Genomic DNA, 15,992 nt, shown 5'->3' with positions numbered 1-15,992 from the left:
AATTTATGTTAGCGAATTTGCTCATCTACAGTAATCGATTCAAATGATTGCTTTTGCGACGAGAATATTTGTTTGTCGAAAAATCAGGGGTATCATTTTTTGGAAGAATGTATATACTATGTATATACATTTTGGGTTGGGGGTGATATAATGAACTCAAAGGAACATTTAGAAAGCAAAATAAACCAAAGTAAAGGAGGGGACTACATGTCTACAGTTGTTGCTCAAAAATGGGGAAACAGTTTGGGCATTCGTATCCCAAAAGATGTTGCTGATAAAATAGGGATTAAACAAGGTTCCGAAATAGAATTAAATGTGATTGGAAATGAAGGTATCATCACATTAAAGCCAAAAAGAACACGGAAGAAATACACACTGGAAGAACTAATATCACAGATTACACCTGAAAATCGACACGAGGAAATTGATTTCGGGATAGAAGGGCGTGAATTGATTTAATGCCAGCAGACGTACCAGAGAGAGGCGATTTCGTTGTTTTAAACTTCAATCCACAAGCTGGTCATGAGCAGGCTGGGAGAAGGAATGCTATTGTTTTATCGCCTAAAGAATTCAATCAAGCAACAGGATTTATAGCTGTTTGTCCGATTACCAATCAAAAGAAGGGTTATCCCTTCGAAGTGGATTTACCAAAAGAAGGAATATCCCCTGATGGCGATGGCTATCCAATAACAGGGGTAGTTTTAACTGATCAAATTAAATCATTGGATTGGAAAGCTCGTAATCTAAAAATTTTAAAGAAGTATAATCCAGAAGATGCACAAATTGAAGAAATAGATAAAATCATTGATGAATGCCTAGCGAAAATAGAAACATATCTGACTTGACATAATCCTTTCTCTTTCAGAAAGGGTTATTTTTTGTACTGTAGATGAGCATTTTTCATTACAGTAATTTCCATTCCCTAAGAGACAAACAGGGGACCCCTTAGGCGACATGGAGCTGTTTTTTGATCACATCAATGGGAATCTCTTGCTTTGCGGCGTCATCGATGAACTCGACGACGCTGTGCCCTTTCCGAGACCGAAGAAGCTCCAGTCCGGAAGAGAGGTCTTGTTGAGATTCCGCGATGCTGGATACGCAGGCGAACAGCACCACGACCCCATACCGTTTCACCGCCCGAACGTGGCGAACGCGGTCCACCTGACTTCAGCTGGTCTTTGGCTTGTCGGAAAACGCATTCGATCGTCCAGCGCTGGGCATCGTAACGCAAGATCTCTTCATCGCCTAGCTCCCGGTCGGTGCTCAAGACAACATGGAGATGATCTGGCGTCATCGGTTCATCCGCCTTCCAAGCCAGCAGCACCACCGCGTCATCGAGGCCATGGATCGCTCCCTCGTAGCGATACACGCTGCGGGCGGTGACGAATGAAATTCGCGCTCTTGAAAAGAAAGTCGGCGCCAACAACGCCGATATTCAGAAGGTAAAAGAAAAAGTGAAGGCGTTGAACGACCAAGTGCAAGCGAACAAAAAGGCGTTGCTTCAGTTGCTGTAGAAATCAAAGGAGAAGGCGTCCCAAACGTTGGGGCGCCTTTTTGCATCAACGGAAGGACGTCCTTATTCCTGTTTTTAAGGAAAAAATGAATGTAATCAAGAACTTTTGCATGATTTTTGACATAAACTAATCATATATTCCGCTTTTTGAGGAAACATACATGGAAAATCAATTGTTCTCAGTTTATAATTGATTGTAAAAGCAAGGTCAAACGTTTGATGAAAACTCCACACGGATCATCCCATTGAGCATCGCAGGGATGTTCAAGGTTGGATTCGTCATTGTAGATATACGGGAGGTGAGGTGTATGGTAAATACAAACAAAATTGTAGGTCAGAATGTCAAAAAATATATAGAAGGGAAAGGCATTAAACATTCATGGGTGATGGAACGCACGGGTATTAAGAAGACAGCTTATTATAATTTCTTGAAAGGCGAAGGAAATGTGGAGGAGTATGTTGCGAAGATCAATAAGCTGTTTCGTATTAACGATCCGTTCTTTTTTTACAAAGCGGATATGGAGTTAAATGGAAAAACGTTTAGCCGCAGCCGATCTGATTCATTTATGAATTATGTGGCCCCACGAGTGTTGATTATCCAAAATTATACATACGCCTTCCATAAATTTGGGCATACTCAAACAAAGCAGCGGCCATCCCGGATTTCCAATCGAGAGGAAGCTGCCCAGAGAAAAAACGGCGAACGAACGAAATGAAGGAAAGAGAGACGTTCGTCTGTTTTTTGGTTTGATCATACAGCCATCGCAGCAGCACATACGCGATGAACGCCGCAAACAGTTGGTTGTATACCGCATTTTCCGTCGTGCCAAACAAGGTCGGGACATTCAGATATTGCTTCACCCAACGGAAAAAGACCTCAACAGTCCAACGTTGTTGGTACATGTCGGCAATGGTTTCCGCAGACGCATGGAAGAGGTTCGTCACGACCCGAATGTCGCGGCCATTCGCATCTCGAAAGATCACCACCCGGTGACGCTTGGTGGAGCGGCATTGTTTCGTCCCCAACTGGCACGTGAAGTCGGCTTGAACCGATGAGGATGTGCTGGAAAGGCGTTTCAAGCTTTTTTTCTGATGAAGTTCGATGTTGTCCTTCATCCGAATGACAAAGAGCTGATGCTGCTCCACAAATCGATCGAGGCGTTCGATTTTGAAATACGCCCGGTCTTCCACCAGCACTTGTTGAGCGTTCGTCAACTGTTCTCCCACCGGGCCATCATGACGCAGTCCGATGGTTTCCACCACGTCTGCCGGCAACGAGGATTCCGGCGAATACGCGACGTGCAGCTTCACTCCGGCGCGTTCGCCGTGATACGGCGCCCATGGCAGGCGGTTTTTCCCGACCGTGACGGTCGTCGAATCCACCACCCGAAGCGGTTTGGGAAACCGAAGCGAACGGCGGGTTTGGCGGTTGCACTTGGAAATGATCAACGCCAACAAGCGTTTCATGATGTCATAGGGAACTTCTTTCGCTTTCTTGGATACAGTTGAATAATGGAATCGCGGCAATCCATACAGAGGCCCCACATCGGCTCCGTGGCGAAAGCTTTTCCATTGATGCATGGCGGCCAGCAGGAAGAAGTGAATCAACTCGCGCAACGTAAAGGTTCGAGACGAATCACGATACCCAACCGCTTCGGCAATCAGTTGAATCTCTTCATCCGAAACAAGTTTTTGCATCAAATTCGGGAGTGTGGTATGCTTGTTCATAGAGAGCACCTCCTGGGTTTGTTTGTGTCGCTACTCACATTCTACAGGAAAGGTGCTCTTTTTTCTATACCCTTTGGATTTTATTGGATAATCAACACGCCTGATGTGGCCCTTTCGTTTCACGGTGCAGAGGACGAAGAATTCAAAAAGGGCATGCATCTTTTCAGCGAATTTGTTGAACTGATCGATGTGTTAAAATCAGTCACCAATTCGGAACATCCAAGGGGGTAGTCCATTGATTGCAAAAGACAATCTTGAAATGATTCTAGAGCAGAACAAAACACATTTGCCGAAAATGAAAAAGGCAATGGATCGTATTTACTCCCTCGGAGATCCTCTTGCTCATGTAAAGCCGCTTGATTTTATAAAAACGTATCTTTACGAGCATGCCAATGTATTGCAGTTTCCGATTCAACATGCTGATTATGGCGGGCTTGTGTATTACTATAACGGTGATTATTATGTCCATATTAATACCGCACAGCCGAGAATATATGAAAATTTCATGTGGGCGCACGAGTTTTATCATTTCTTTTTTGACAAGGAGAAAATTAAGAACCCTGACCAAAATTTTATCATGATTGATCATATTTATGATGAAAAAGAGCGGCTTCCTAATCTTTTTGCTTCCGAATTTTTAATTAATGACTTTGTGTTAGAAAGAAGTTTTCGTTTTTTGGAAACTACTCATATGAAACAATCTCTCCCAGAAAAAATCATGAGATTGATCAGTATCTTCCAGATCCCGTATAAAGCGTTAGTTGTGAAACTTGCTCAAAACGAATTGATCACGATGAACGAAGCAAAAGATGCATTGGACTATGATTATAGAAATCGTATTCCCCATGATATAGACAAATCATTGTTCGAGCCTAGTTATACGATAAACATCAGTGGGTTTGATGAATCGTATGAAAAAGCAAAAAGATTGATGTATGAGGAGGATCTTCAATCAATTAAAAAATCTTATGATCGGCTATATGAACAAGTGTTGGCGTCAGTGCATGATCAAAGGGGGACGAAAGGATGAAGGTCCTCGATTCCCCAGTTTTAGAATCCGTTCGCCCGTTTATTTCAGATCATACGGAGCAATTGTACCAGTCACTAAACGAACACCGAGCGTTTTATATGTTCGATAATATGATTTTAACGAAATTCAGAAAACAAATATCAAATTTGCCGCTTTTGCTGCCGGCGTTTCATCAGTCTCCGATTTTTCTTATTCCTGATGCAGTGTTAGAAGAGTCTTGTAGGAATATACCCACAAAGGAACGGTATGATGAGTATTACTTTGAGCTTTTCAAACAATTATCGGCGAAGAAACAGCTGTATATTCTATCGATGCAAACCATTTATCACTTATTAGAGAAAGGAATGACGAAAAAGCAACGTATATTGGATGTGATGAAACAACTGGCTTTGCAAGCTTTCAGAGTCAATAGAGATATTATTCATAACCTAGAACGATGTGAATTATCCTCCATTTCGGATCTTCCAAAATTGAGACAAATCATTTTACATAACGGAAATAATGCAGGAGAGCGCTTTATTTGTTTTTTCTCATTATTGCTTGTTCATCAGTACTACGGTCCTGCCTATATATGTAGTGATGACGGCAAAGGTGTATATACGATGTATAATACTTTTGTAAATAACGAAAGTTTATTTGGAATATTAGGTATCGATGATTTTTTCGGATTTAAACAGCAATACATCCTGCTGTCTTATGACCGTATTCTACAATTATCCATTCAAAATACGAAATTAAGCTCCGAAGAAATCTATGCTTTTGTGCACAGCAGCGGTCGAAACGAGTCGAGGAAGGTCATTTATTCGTTAGATGGACAGTCATTCCATACAGAAATTAAAAATGCCAAATTTGGCAAAATGGATTGAAGAAGGAAAAATAGAGATTTCCTTTTGACGGAGGGGCATTCGTTGCTTCTCAAAAGTTGCGAAAGCTCGATAGAGGCAGAGAGCCGCAAGGAAGATCCGTTATGAAAAAAGCTTATTTTGTGGAAATCAAACCGACAACTGAACAAGCGATCAAAATAAACAAAACGATTGGTGTTTGTTGCTGATGTCCTCATCGGCCAGCTCATTGCCCTGTCCAACCAGCTGCGGGCGGTGACGAATGAAATTCGCGCTCTTGAAAAGAAAGTCGGCGCCAACAACGCCGATATTCAGAAGGTAAAAGAAAAAGTGAAGGCGTTGAACGATCAAGTGCAAGCGAACAAAAAGGCGTTGCTCAATTGGCTATAGAAATGAGGAAGGGCGCCAGTGGAGGGCGCTCTTCGTTGTGTTGCAATGGTGACCTTCTATTTTTGCTTGGGTTGCTTCTTTTCCTGCTCTTTCAGAAAAGACAGTCCTTCAAGGCATATTCTCTTTGCGAATAATAGATTATTTGAACAGCTTTTCTGCTTCCTTATCTACTCCTCTTAACGATGCGTGTCACTCCTTTAATGTCGTCTGTCATTCCTTCTTTTTCTATCTTCCAACGGTTTTTTGATGTGTTCTTGCCGATGTTGAGCTGTCAATCGCTCGTCGGACGGCGGTTTCAATGATAATATACAGCATGAATGTAGAAAAGAAGATTGAAAAGATTAACTATCCCCAAGAATAGGACATTGTGCTTTCCTCTATCCTCTTTCGATATTGTCTGTTTATTTCCTCCATTTTTTTGTTTGTTTTTTTCTGTCAAAATTTTGTTTCTTTTATGGTAATATGTATAGAGATGACAATGATTTGATCTGATTGAGGGGGATGGACCTTGAAAAAACGGAAGAAATACGCGGCGGCGAGCATGGCGTTGGCGTTGGGGCTGCTGGCTCCTTCGTTTGGGCCGACGGCGGTGGGCGCGGAGGATCGGGATGTCGTCAAGCTGCGCATTTTGGAGACTACCGATGTACATATGAATCTCGTTAACTATGATTATTTCAAAGACAGCCCGACGAATGAGTTCGGGCTGTCAAAAACGGCGCGATTGATCGAGCAGGCGCGCGCTGAGCAGCCAAATACGCTTCTGTTTGACAACGGGGATTTGATTCAAGGAACGCCGCTTGGCGACTATGTGGCGAAAGTGAAGCCGCTGCAAGATGGCGAAGTGCATCCAGCGGTGAAACTGCTGCATTTGTTGAAGTATGATGCAGCGACAGTGGGAAACCATGAGTTCAACTATGGCTTGGATTTCCTCAATGAGGTGTATGACGATGCCAAGCTGCCAATCGTGAATGCGAACGTGTACCGCGATGACCATGATCAAAATCCAGATAACGATGTCAACTATTTCACACCGTATCACATTTTCGCGAAAGACGTCGTTGATGAAGACGGAGAGAAGCATACGCTGAAGATCGGCGTCATCGGCTTTGTGCCGCCGCAAATCATGGATTGGGACAAAGCCAATTTGCAAGGGAAAGTGGTAGCGAAAGACATTGTGCAGTCGGCGCAAAAGTATATTCCAAAAATGAAAGCGGAAGGGGCCGATTTGATCGTCGTGCTGTCGCACTCGGGCATTGAAACCGGCGGAAACAGCCCGAATATGGAAAACGCCTCCTATTATTTGACGCAAATTCCGGGGGTCGACGCCGTGTTGACCGGCCACCAGCATAAAAAATTTCCGGCGCTTTCGGGAACGACGCCCGATTTTCCGGATGGGAACGGTATCAACAATGAAACAGGAACGATCAACGGCGTTCCGGTGACGATGCCGGGGGCGTGGGGCGATACGCTTGGGGTTATTGATTTGACGGTTGAGCAAGTCGATGGAAAATGGAAAGTGACGCAAGCGAAAGCCCAGCTTCGCCCGGTGTACGACAAGGCGACGAAAACGCCGTTGGTTGACAGCGACCCGGCCGTGGAGCAGGCGATCCAAACGGAACATGAAGCGACGATTCAGTACGTCCGCAGCCCGGTTGGAAAAACCACGAGCCCGATCAACAGCTATTTTGCGCTGATCAAAGACGATCCGTCCGTGCAAATGGTCACGAATGCGCAAAAATGGTATGTCGAAAAGATGTTGAAAGGGACGAAATATGAAGGCCTTCCGGTGCTGTCGGCCGGCGCTCCGTTCAAAGCCGGCGGGCGCGGCGGGGCGAGCTATTACACGGATATTCCGGCAGGGGAAATCGCCATTAAAAACGTCGCCGATTTGTACTTGTATCCGAATACCGTGTATGCGCTCAAAATTACGGGAGCCGAGTTGAAAGAATGGCTTGAGTGGTCGGCAGGGCAATTCAACCAAATCGACCCGAACAAGACAGATGTTCAGCCGCTTGTGAACAACGACTTTCCGACGTACAACTTCGACATTATTGATGGTGTGACGTACGAGATCGATGTCACCGAGCCGGCGAAATACGACAAAAACCAAAATGTGATCAACCCGAACGCGAACCGCATTAAAAATTTGCGATTCCAAGGCAAGCCGGTGACGCCGAACATGGAGTTTATCGTTGCGACGAACAACTACCGGGCGACGACGAACCGGATCATCAATCCGGGCGGGAAAAACACGATTTTGGCCGCGCCGGATGAAAACCGGCAAGTCATCATCGATTACATTCGGGAAAACGGAACGATCAACCCGTCGGCGGATGGCAACTGGACCTTTGCGCCGGTGAAAGGGAAACAACCGGTGACCGTTTCTTTTGAATCGTCGCCGGAAGCGCAAAAATACTTGCCGCCAGACGGCAGCATCCGCTATGTCGCCAACTTGCCAAGCGGATTTGCCCAATATGAGTTTGCCTTGCCACTTTGGAAGGAAGAAAAGCCCAATCCGCCAAAGCAGCCGGAAAAGCCAACCCCTCCTCGGGGGCACGGGAAAAAAGTCTACTGGGACGGCGTGGAGCTGAAAAAAGGGCAAATCGGCCGCTTGACGGTGCAAAAGCCAATCAATCTATGGAAACGGACGAAGGATGGGCGCCTTGTGTTCGTCCGCATCTTACAGCCTGGGGAAGTGTACCGCGTCTACGGGTATGACGCGCGCTTCGGCGGACAGTATGCGGTCGGCGGCGGGTATTACGTGACCGACATCGATACGCACATCCGCTATGAAACGCCGTCAAAGGAGAAGTTGAAGTTGGTGAATGGGCAATAAAGTGAAATAGCTGTCTTAGCCGTCAGGGATGTATGCCTGCTTCGGCTAAAGGCGGCTTTTTTTCGTGAAAATGCAGGACTGGCGCGAGATTTTCATCCCCGGGTGGAGGGCAGATCACACTGCCCATGGAACTTTTCCGTCATAGGATATATAGTAATAAATGCATACAGTCAGATAAACAGAGGAATATTCTGTGGATTTGCTCGATAAATTCTTGACTGACTCATAAAGTGAATTTTTGTGTGATCATGTACAATTAAAATGATATAATATATTTAAAAGTTCCTCTTTATCATCTCCCACCTCGAAGCGCAAGCGTAGGTGGGAGAGTGTTCAATGAAAGGAGCGAAGAAGCATGGATTTTGTGAGAGTAATAAAAAACAGCAATGATCTAGAAAAGTTCATAGATATACCTGAATCATTAAAAAATAGGAAAGTGGAAGTCATTATCCTTCCCTATGCGGACGAAGAAAATTCAGAACAATCAGAAAAGAGAAGCTTAAGAGGGGCTCTGTCAAAATACAGAAATGGGGGTTTGCAGGCTCAAGAAAGCGATGCCTGGTCTCAAGCTGTGGTGGATCAATATGAAAATCATTGATGCAAACATTATTCTAAGATACCTGCTTAATGATCATGATGATTTGTCGGCTAAAGCGGCAACGATGATTGAAAATAACAAGGTGTTATTGCTAAAGGAAGTGGTCGTTGAAGTTGTCTATGTTCTTGAAAAAGTGTACAATGTCACACATGCTGAGATCAGTGATACTCTTTTAGAACTGTTCAAATACGATAATATCGACGTGGATGATATCGAGGTATTAGAGGAAGCGCTCATTCTGTTTGGCAAAAGACGACTGGACTTTGTGGATACCCTTTTGTACGCCTATCATAAAGTAAAGGGATACGAGGTATGTACTTTTGATAAGAAGCTGAACAAGGTGCTTGAGGAATAGGCATCATTATCTGCTTGTTACGTCCTGAAGATTGATCAGAGACCAGAGAGTTGCGTCGTTCTCTGTGTGTTCGCATTAGATTTAGTAACTTCTAGTCATCCGATTAGTGTACGCGTATGACGCGCGCTTCGGCGGACAGTATGCGGTCGGCGGCGGGTATTACGTGACCGACATCGACACGCACATCCGCTACGAAACGCCGGCAAAGGAGAAGTTGAACTCACATTTCGCACCCTGAATAAAAATTCGAAATAAGCGCGATTTGACCGAATAAATTATGTTACAATTTTTCATAAAAAATTATTTTTAATGCGAATATTTGGTTTATTTTTGTATATTATACAAACATTTCTAAATATGAGTTGGTGAATGGGGAGTAAAAACAGAAAGCGAGGCAGTCCAAATCAAAGGGCAGCCTCGCTTTTTGCACGTTATTGTTCACCCGTGACCGTAACCGCCAACCCGTCCGCATCATAGGAAAGGGCAATCACAAGGCCGTTTTTGTGAAATGCGAGTCGAGGTGGATAGCCTTGGTCAGAATCCGACTGTTCATATTGATTTCCAAACAGTGTGATAAGCTGTTGTTTCAGATGATTGTAAATCGCTGTAAGCTGATCTTTCCCAAGCTTCTGCCCAGCATCAAATGAATAGCCGTAGAAAGCGAGTTTTTCATTTTCAAATCCATATACCAGCAATGTAGAATACCCGAAGAGGGAAGTAGAGTAGACCCAAGTATCGGTGCCATCTGCTTTTTCACGCTGTAGAAATTTCGCTGTTTCCAACTTCTTGACTTGAGAAGTGGACATGCCCAGTTTTACTCCACGGAACAGCTGTTCTATTTTGACTTGATTGAGTTTTGCTTTGGACGGAGTTTCGTATTTTACTCGTCGAGCATCGCGATCGACATAATATCCGCCGCCTAAACCTAACATGCCTGGTTTAAACGTGTAAATCCGGTAGGTTCCGCCGGCTTTTAACGTTTTGACGTAGACTTTCTTCTCGCCTTGCAACTTATAAAGCTCTGTATCTTTTACAATGGTTAATTTGCCGATTTGTCCCTGTACTAATTCCATGCCATTCCACCAAACTTTTGCTTGTGCATCGTGGGCATGAAACGGTGACAGAAGGATTCCAGCGCTTAGCGCTGAGACGGCTAGAAATTTTTTCGTAATGTTCATAAAATGTGCTCCTCTCTCATGAAAATGGAAGAATAATGATGATTTATTTTAACCTATCTTTTTCCCTTAGCCAAGTCCGATGAGAAGTTTGTTTGACGAAATGTTGACCTTTGCGCCGCCAGAGCCCCCTCTTTTTCTTCGAAATCATTCTTTTTTCTCTTTTCTTTTGACGGAAAGATGTCTATGATGAAAGAAAAAGAGAAGGAAGGAGCGGACGGAGTTGAGGAAATGGGGGCAGACACTGACAATTGGAATGCTGTTGGCGGCAGTCGGATGGCTTTGGGTGCCGAGTACATCCATGGTCAAGGCCGGAGGATGCGAAGAACGTGTTGGCACGGAGAAAGTGCGGTGGGCCGGTGCTGAACTGAAGCCTGGACAAATCGGCCGGGTGACGGTGGTGGCGCCGACAGAACTATGGTTGTCGAACAAAGCGGTAGAGACGCTGCCAAGCGGAGCGGTGTATCGGGTGTACGCGTTGGGCAACGGCTATTTCGATGTCGGCCAAGGATATGCGATTAAGAACGATGCCCGCGTCCGCTATGAAACGCCGGCAAAAGAGAAGTTGGTCGCTGCTTTATGCGTGCAGCAGGCGAAAACAAGCATGGCCGATGTCACGATGAATGGGGTGGCGATCGGCGACTCGCGCGCCAAGGTCGAAGCGATGTACGGTAAGGCGAAGCGGAAGACGAAAAACGCCTACGGCCTATATTGGGAGACGTATGATCAGGGCGGTTACAAAAACTTTTTGATGGTGAGTTATGAACGTGATCGGGTGGCGGCGATGTACACGAATCAGCCGATTGTACAAACGAAAAACGGTGTGGGGATCGGCGCTGCGAAAACAGCGGTGAAAGTCCGTTATGGTCGCCCGCTTTCTTTTATCCAAAAAGAGAATGTTTACTACAACATTCAAAGTGAGGAATACGACACGTATCTTGTCAACGGTCGCTACCTTACCTTCTTTTATGACCGGTACAACAACAACCGGGTGGATGGCGTGCTTGTCGTCAATCGGGCGCTCGAGGATGAAAAGCCCGGGTTTTATGGAACGGCGACAGAAGAACTGCGTGCGGCCTATGAATATCAAATTTTTGATCTGGCCAATGCAGCGCGCCGCTTGTACGGGCTTCCGGCGCTCGTGTGGGATGCGAAAGCGGCGGCGGCTGCTCGTGAGCATAGCGAAGATATGGCCGTTCACCGCTACTTTTCTCATACAAATTTGCAAGGATTGTCGCCGTATGATCGTTTAAAGCGCCACGGTATCGTTTATCATGTCGCAGGGGAAAACATTGCCTACGGCCAGTACGATGCGATTTTTGTCCATGAAGCGTGGATGCACTCGCTCGGACATCGGCAAAATCTTTTATATCCGAACTTTACCCGCCTCGGCGTCGGAGTGGCGTTCACTTCATTCCATCAACCCTACTATTCTCAAGAATTTTACGCTCCGTAATGGCGCGGTTTTCCATCTCTTAGGGGCCGTTCCGGCGCTGCCGGACGTTTTTTTAAAAATAAATGGAAAATAATGCTCCTTTTTGTAGAAGTTTGTCGTATAATAGAATCGATTGCAACAAAATGATAGAAAGAGAGGAAAAGAGGAACAGTGGGAACAGCGAAGAGCATTATCCGCATCGGGATCGGGGTGGTGTTGGCGGCATGGACGGCGCTGCAAGCGACAAAAGCGGATGCCGGGTCGAACATCGTCTACTGGGAAGGCATGCGCCTTGTGCCGGGGCAAATTGGAAAATTAGAGATCGTGAAGCCGATTAATCTATGGAAACGGGAAAATGGGACAATGACGTTTGTTCGCGTGCTAGAGCCTGGAGAACAGTACCGGGTGTATTCGTACGATGAGGCGTTTGGCGGCCAATACGGGGTTGGCGGTGGATATTACGTCACCAATATCAAAGGATATGTTGTGTATAAAACGCCGTCGAGGGAGAAGCTTAAACTTGTCAATCCGGGGCGGTACGGAGCGAAACAGTTGGCTGTGGGCACAGTGGTGAAGGAAGCGTTGGCGCGCGTGGCGCCAGGGGTAGAAAAGCAAGAAATGGAGATTGTCAGCGTGCGCGGCAAGCAACACGTATACAAGCTTGACATCGATGCGGCGAATGAGAAGTTGGCCATCGAGACGGCGCTGTCCAATGATCAAGTGCTGGGCATTGAACCGGTTCTTCAGCAAGCCAAGCGCTATGATGGCCGCGACGGAATCGTGTTAGCGGCAGTGAATGGGGATTACTTCAAAGAGGACGGGTCACCGACCGATTTGATGGTGCACCGCGGGGAAATCGTGATGACGAATACGACGCCGGCGGCGGAACGAACGATTTTTGGCATCGGTGCTGATGGGAAGCCGATGATCGGCAATCCCGATGTCCAGATTCGAGTTCAAATGGGAAAAGGAAGCCCTTATCCCATTGACGGCATCAATAAACCGCGGCGTGCTCATCAGTTGATTTTGTATACCCCGTATTTCGCTGCCTCCACGAAGACGAACGCTCTTGGGACGGAAGTCGTGTTGACGAACGTCCAAGGGGTGTTGAACGGGAATGGAACGGTTACTGCAACGGTGAAGAAGGTGGATGTGAGTCAAGGAGATGAGCCGCTTCAGCCGGGGGAATTGGTTTTGTCGGGCCACGGACGGGCGAGCGACTATTTGCGGCAAGCGAAAGCGGGGGATACGGTGCAAATTTCCCTTCAGTATGATCAACCCGAATGGAGCGGGGTGAAAGAAGCGCTTGGCGGTCGATATCGATTGGTGGCAGGAGGGCAAGTGCAGTCGTTTGCGATCGCCGGTGCTCATCCTCGCACCGCTGTTGGTATTGATCGGGATGGAAATGTCATGCTCGTTGTTGTCGATGGTCGTCAGCCTGCCCATAGTCAAGGCATGACGTTGAACGAGATGGCCAAGTTGATGGGTGAGCTTGGCGCAGTCGATGCGATGACGCTCGATGGCGGTGGATCGTCGACATTGGTCGTCCGTCAGCCAAACGGGCAGCTCAAGGTCGAAAACAAACCGTCTGATGGGTTCCCGCGGCCGGTGGCCAATGCGCTTCTTGTGGTGTACAAAGAGACGCAGGAGAACAAGGGAAGCGAAGAAGTGCTTGATGATTTTGAAACAGAGTCGAAGTGGAAGGCAGCAGGCGTTAACGCTGTGGGGGCTACGGTTGAGCGGACAATGGAGAAGGCGAAAGACGGAACGAAGGCGCTGAAAATTTCATACGATTTCCGCGGGATGCTGGGAACATCCGGCGTCTATGCTAGTCGGGAGGAAGCGATTTGGATTTCGAAACGGCCGCAAGCGATTGGTATGTGGGTGTATGGAGACGGAAGCGGCCATTGGCTGCGCGCCCAGCTCCGGGACGGAAGAGGACGGCGTTTTTGGATCGATTTTGCCCGTCATGTTGATTGGGTGGGGTGGAAATACGTGCAGGCCGCCGTGCCTAGCGATGTTGCGCTTCCGCTCATGTTGGAGACGCCGGTGCGCTATATGGAAACAGACGCAGGGCGGAAAAACGCCGGGGTGATTTACATCGACGGTCTTCGCGCCACTTTCCGTTGATGCGCAGTCTGGAAAGACGGCGAATGAACAAGGGATGTTGCGCGCTCGTAAGAATTGCTATATAGACAGAATTTCATGAAGGAAAATTCGTCACCAACAACAGAAGAAAGAAACGATCCCTGTATAATTTTGCGCATTTTTGAATTCGGGTATTTTTAGGGCGCGATGAAGACGAGAAACCGATCTTTGATGGAGGTTGTCGATGTTTGGCTGGCGAAGCAACCCACAGACTTGCTTCGCCACACCTTGGTGTGGGGGAAGACTGAACCACCGTCTGCTTTATGAGTCTGAAAGCGGCGCGGTTCATTCGCTAGCTCATGTATTATACATGCAACATGAAGAGTTCACCTCTCTGTTATCCTGCACACCCTAAGCGCTGCACATTTCCTCCAAAGATCCTGTGGCTCAACCTGCAAGCTGAGCCATGGGAGAGGAAGCTTGTTGCAGGAGAAGCCAAATGTTCATTTTTCAATGAGCATGTATATATATTATGCAAACAAAAAACTTCCAATCGCATCATCATGAATCGAGACCCCTTGCACGCTGTTCTGCGGGGCATTTGCATTTCTCTGAAAAGTATTGTATATATGTGGATAGGCAAACCGCAAGGGAGGCAAAAGCTTGACGATGGACGAACAAACGTTGTTGGAGCAGTTGCGGCAAAACCCGCCGAAGCTGGTCGGAGGATATAAAAAACAAGGATGGGCGATCAAGGTGTTGGAGAGAATCGCCAATCCGGATGTGGAAGAGGAAGAAGGCGGACGGGTGACAGCCAAGGCCGTGTTACAAGCGCAAGACGGCACGTATTATCCGGCTTTTTTAACGATTGACCTTCATCAACAAGGGAGAGTTGTTGGTGTCTATTTCATCGCCGAAAACAAGGAGCAGTTCGATTTGATTCCGTTCGAATGGGCGAAAGAGTTTCTGGGAAAGCCAGAGCAGGCCATCATTCCGTTTCGCTACCGGACGCTAAGCAAAATCGAAGGAGATCAGCAGCAAACGAACTGGCCGCACTTTCGTTGATCAAGGCTGACTCTGACAGTCAATGGAAAGGCGACTGAAGAGTCAGCCTTATTTTTGCTTGGAAGGGATTACGATGAATTTTTTTCAGGGCCTATTTTCATTTTGCTTCTTTTCCAGTAAAATTGAAATACATGTTTTATATTTTGGTAGATAGCAGGTGAAAGCGTGAGGAGAAAACGGAGAAAAGCATTTTTCATCATCGGATGGCTGGCGGTGTTTTGGCTGTCTTTTTCACTGTTGGCCGTTCAGACGGAAGCGGCTCCGTTCCCCAATGTGGAGCGGCTTGAGCAGCATGCCGCCCAGCTTGAGCGGGTGATGAAAGCCAATCAATGGTCCAAGCCGTACCGTCTCTTCAATCAAGTCAAAAGCGATTATCAGGCGGCAAAAACAGAAGTGGCGCGCGTGCGTCCGCAAACGGCAAGGGTGCAGTTGGAAAAACGGATCGCTGCCGGAGAACAGACAATCAAAAAGGCTTCTGCCTATATCAGCGCTGTCGAAAGCGGGGAGCGATTGCGCGCCTTGACGGCCAACGTCGACCGGGCGCTGCGGACGGGGGATGTGGATGTCGTGTATGATTCCTATACCCTGTTGCAATACCAAATTCGCAAAACGGCGATTCTCATCGGCGGTGTTCCGGGAGCGGCGCTGCGCGAAAAGATGGAAGGATGGTTTCAACGCCCGGCTTTGGCTGTTCAGCAGCGTGCGTATGATCCCATCAATATTATGAAAGCCATGGACAAGCTGCTTGATGCGTATGATGAAGGGGATATCGCGCGGGCGGAGCGGCTGTTGTCACTTTGCGACCGATGGCTGCCAAACGTCGTGGATGCGGCGACGCGCAAGCAGCTGGCGGTGTATATCGATGATTTTAAAGCGCCGGTTGTCTTAGATGTCGATGTCGAGTAAACGGGCGCATCTCGGGAGAGGAGAGATGAAT

General features: G+C 46.9%; 17 protein-coding genes and 1 pseudogene. 15 read left to right on the top strand and 3 right to left on the bottom strand.

Annotation, left to right across the window (positions count from 1 at the left end; translation table 11 throughout):
* The first annotated feature begins 150 nt into the window (after window positions 1-150).
* The gene (locus tag NST29_RS16420) at window positions 151-459 is read left to right on the top strand and encodes an AbrB/MazE/SpoVT family DNA-binding domain-containing protein (protein WP_033020681.1); all 309 of its coding nucleotides are present in this window, start codon (window positions 151-153) and stop codon (window positions 457-459) included.
* Window positions 459-845, top strand: a complete 387-nt coding sequence (locus NST29_RS16415; RefSeq protein ID WP_033843013.1) for a type II toxin-antitoxin system PemK/MazF family toxin — start codon at window positions 459-461, stop codon at window positions 843-845. Before NST29_RS16420 ends, NST29_RS16415 begins: the two co-directional genes overlap by 1 nt.
* A gap of 100 nt (window positions 846-945) precedes the next feature.
* On the opposite strand, the pseudogene NST29_RS16410 reads toward NST29_RS16415, so the two are convergent.
* Window positions 946-1,369: pseudogene (locus tag NST29_RS16410) on the bottom strand (IS701 family transposase); the annotation flags it as partial.
* A gap of 10 nt (window positions 1,370-1,379) precedes the next feature.
* Between NST29_RS16410 and NST29_RS16405 the strand changes: the two are divergent.
* Window positions 1,380-1,514 carry a hypothetical protein gene (locus NST29_RS16405; protein WP_269320050.1) on the top strand — a complete coding sequence of 45 codons (135 nt, stop codon included), beginning with the start codon at window positions 1,380-1,382 and terminating at the stop codon, window positions 1,512-1,514.
* A 593-nt stretch (window positions 1,515-2,107) separates the two neighbouring features.
* On the opposite strand, the gene NST29_RS16400 is transcribed toward NST29_RS16405, so the two are convergent.
* A complete protein-coding gene (locus tag NST29_RS16400; protein ID WP_015375695.1) occupies window positions 2,108-3,241 on the bottom strand; it encodes an IS4-like element IS5377 family transposase in 1,134 nt (377 codons plus the stop codon).
* A gap of 235 nt (window positions 3,242-3,476) precedes the next feature.
* Between NST29_RS16400 and NST29_RS16395 the strand changes: the two genes are divergently transcribed.
* From NST29_RS16395 to NST29_RS16360, 8 genes are all read left to right on the top strand, one after another.
* A complete protein-coding gene (locus tag NST29_RS16395) occupies window positions 3,477-4,271 on the top strand; it encodes an ImmA/IrrE family metallo-endopeptidase (protein WP_033843017.1) in 795 nt (264 codons plus the stop codon).
* The gene (locus NST29_RS16390; RefSeq protein ID WP_231559785.1) at window positions 4,268-5,137 is read left to right on the top strand and encodes a hypothetical protein; all 870 of its coding nucleotides are present in this window, start codon (window positions 4,268-4,270) and stop codon (window positions 5,135-5,137) included. The genes NST29_RS16395 and NST29_RS16390 overlap by 4 nt, the downstream gene beginning before the upstream one ends.
* A 101-nt stretch (window positions 5,138-5,238) precedes the next feature.
* Window positions 5,239-5,322 carry a helix-turn-helix domain-containing protein gene (locus NST29_RS16385; protein ID WP_231559880.1) on the top strand — a complete coding sequence of 28 codons (84 nt, stop codon included), beginning with the start codon at window positions 5,239-5,241 and terminating at the stop codon, window positions 5,320-5,322.
* The gene (locus NST29_RS16380; protein WP_033843019.1) at window positions 5,309-5,503 is read left to right on the top strand and encodes a hypothetical protein; all 195 of its coding nucleotides are present in this window, start codon (window positions 5,309-5,311) and stop codon (window positions 5,501-5,503) included. The genes NST29_RS16385 and NST29_RS16380 overlap by 14 nt, the downstream gene beginning before the upstream one ends.
* 508 nt (window positions 5,504-6,011) lie before the next feature.
* Window positions 6,012-8,339 (top strand): bifunctional 2',3'-cyclic-nucleotide 2'-phosphodiesterase/3'-nucleotidase, encoded by a 2,328-nt coding sequence (locus NST29_RS16375; RefSeq protein ID WP_172418707.1) that lies wholly within the window; start codon window positions 6,012-6,014, stop codon window positions 8,337-8,339.
* A gap of 355 nt (window positions 8,340-8,694) precedes the next feature.
* Window positions 8,695-8,937 (top strand): hypothetical protein, encoded by a 243-nt coding sequence (locus NST29_RS16370; RefSeq protein ID WP_031406933.1) that lies wholly within the window; start codon window positions 8,695-8,697, stop codon window positions 8,935-8,937.
* Window positions 8,924-9,292 carry a PIN domain-containing protein gene (locus tag NST29_RS16365; RefSeq protein ID WP_033843021.1) on the top strand — a complete coding sequence of 123 codons (369 nt, stop codon included), beginning with the start codon at window positions 8,924-8,926 and terminating at the stop codon, window positions 9,290-9,292. The genes NST29_RS16370 and NST29_RS16365 overlap by 14 nt, the downstream gene beginning before the upstream one ends.
* A 106-nt stretch (window positions 9,293-9,398) precedes the next feature.
* Entirely contained in the window at window positions 9,399-9,530 is a 132-nt protein-coding gene (locus NST29_RS16360; protein ID WP_269320051.1) for a hypothetical protein, read from the top strand.
* A gap of 193 nt (window positions 9,531-9,723) precedes the next feature.
* Here NST29_RS16360 and NST29_RS16355 read toward each other — a convergent pair whose 3' ends face one another.
* Window positions 9,724-10,470 carry a hypothetical protein gene (locus tag NST29_RS16355; RefSeq protein WP_033843022.1) on the bottom strand — a complete coding sequence of 249 codons (747 nt, stop codon included), beginning with the start codon at window positions 10,468-10,470 and terminating at the stop codon, window positions 9,724-9,726.
* Window positions 10,471-10,690: 220 nt separating this feature from the next.
* On the opposite strand from NST29_RS16355, the gene NST29_RS16350 reads away from it, so the two are divergent.
* The 4 genes from NST29_RS16350 to NST29_RS16335 all read left to right on the top strand — a co-directional run bounded on the left by NST29_RS16350 (window position 10,691) and on the right by NST29_RS16335 (window position 15,961).
* Window positions 10,691-11,923 carry a CAP-associated domain-containing protein gene (locus NST29_RS16350; protein WP_033843023.1) on the top strand — a complete coding sequence of 411 codons (1,233 nt, stop codon included), beginning with the start codon at window positions 10,691-10,693 and terminating at the stop codon, window positions 11,921-11,923.
* 150 nt (window positions 11,924-12,073) lie between these two features.
* Window positions 12,074-14,032 carry a phosphodiester glycosidase family protein gene (locus NST29_RS16345; protein WP_033843024.1) on the top strand — a complete coding sequence of 653 codons (1,959 nt, stop codon included), beginning with the start codon at window positions 12,074-12,076 and terminating at the stop codon, window positions 14,030-14,032.
* A gap of 621 nt (window positions 14,033-14,653) precedes the next feature.
* Window positions 14,654-15,055, top strand: coding sequence for a hypothetical protein (locus tag NST29_RS16340; RefSeq protein ID WP_033843025.1), 402 nt, complete (start codon window positions 14,654-14,656; stop codon window positions 15,053-15,055).
* A gap of 165 nt (window positions 15,056-15,220) precedes the next feature.
* Entirely contained in the window at window positions 15,221-15,961 is a 741-nt protein-coding gene (locus NST29_RS16335) for a hypothetical protein (RefSeq protein ID WP_033843026.1), read from the top strand.
* Window positions 15,962-15,992: the final 31 nt, after the last annotated feature.

Origin of the sequence: Geobacillus sp. FSL W8-0026 (genome assembly GCF_037966255.1) — a bacterium.
In the GTDB taxonomy this organism is placed as follows: Bacteria; Bacillota; Bacilli; order Bacillales; family Anoxybacillaceae; genus Geobacillus; species Geobacillus icigianus.
This window is presented reverse-complemented; position numbering and strand designations above follow the sequence as displayed.

Excerpts from the sequence above, each read along its gene's own strand:
- NST29_RS16370 (WP_031406933.1), top strand. The coding sequence starts at position 8,695 with ATGGATTTTGTGAGAGTAATAAAAAACAGCAATGATCTAGAAAAGTTC.
- NST29_RS16390 (WP_231559785.1), top strand. The coding sequence starts at position 4,268 with ATGAAGGTCCTCGATTCCCCAGTTTTAGAATCCGTTCGCCCGTTTATT.
- NST29_RS16415 (WP_033843013.1), top strand. The coding sequence starts at position 459 with ATGCCAGCAGACGTACCAGAGAGAGGCGATTTCGTTGTTTTAAACTTC.
- NST29_RS16385 (WP_231559880.1), top strand. The coding sequence starts at position 5,239 with ATGAAAAAAGCTTATTTTGTGGAAATCAAACCGACAACTGAACAAGCG.
- NST29_RS16400 (WP_015375695.1), bottom strand. The coding sequence starts at position 3,241 with ATGAACAAGCATACCACACTCCCGAATTTGATGCAAAAACTTGTTTCG.
- NST29_RS16420 (WP_033020681.1), top strand. The coding sequence starts at position 151 with ATGAACTCAAAGGAACATTTAGAAAGCAAAATAAACCAAAGTAAAGGA.
- NST29_RS16365 (WP_033843021.1), top strand. The coding sequence starts at position 8,924 with ATGAAAATCATTGATGCAAACATTATTCTAAGATACCTGCTTAATGAT.
- NST29_RS16355 (WP_033843022.1), bottom strand. The coding sequence starts at position 10,470 with ATGAACATTACGAAAAAATTTCTAGCCGTCTCAGCGCTAAGCGCTGGA.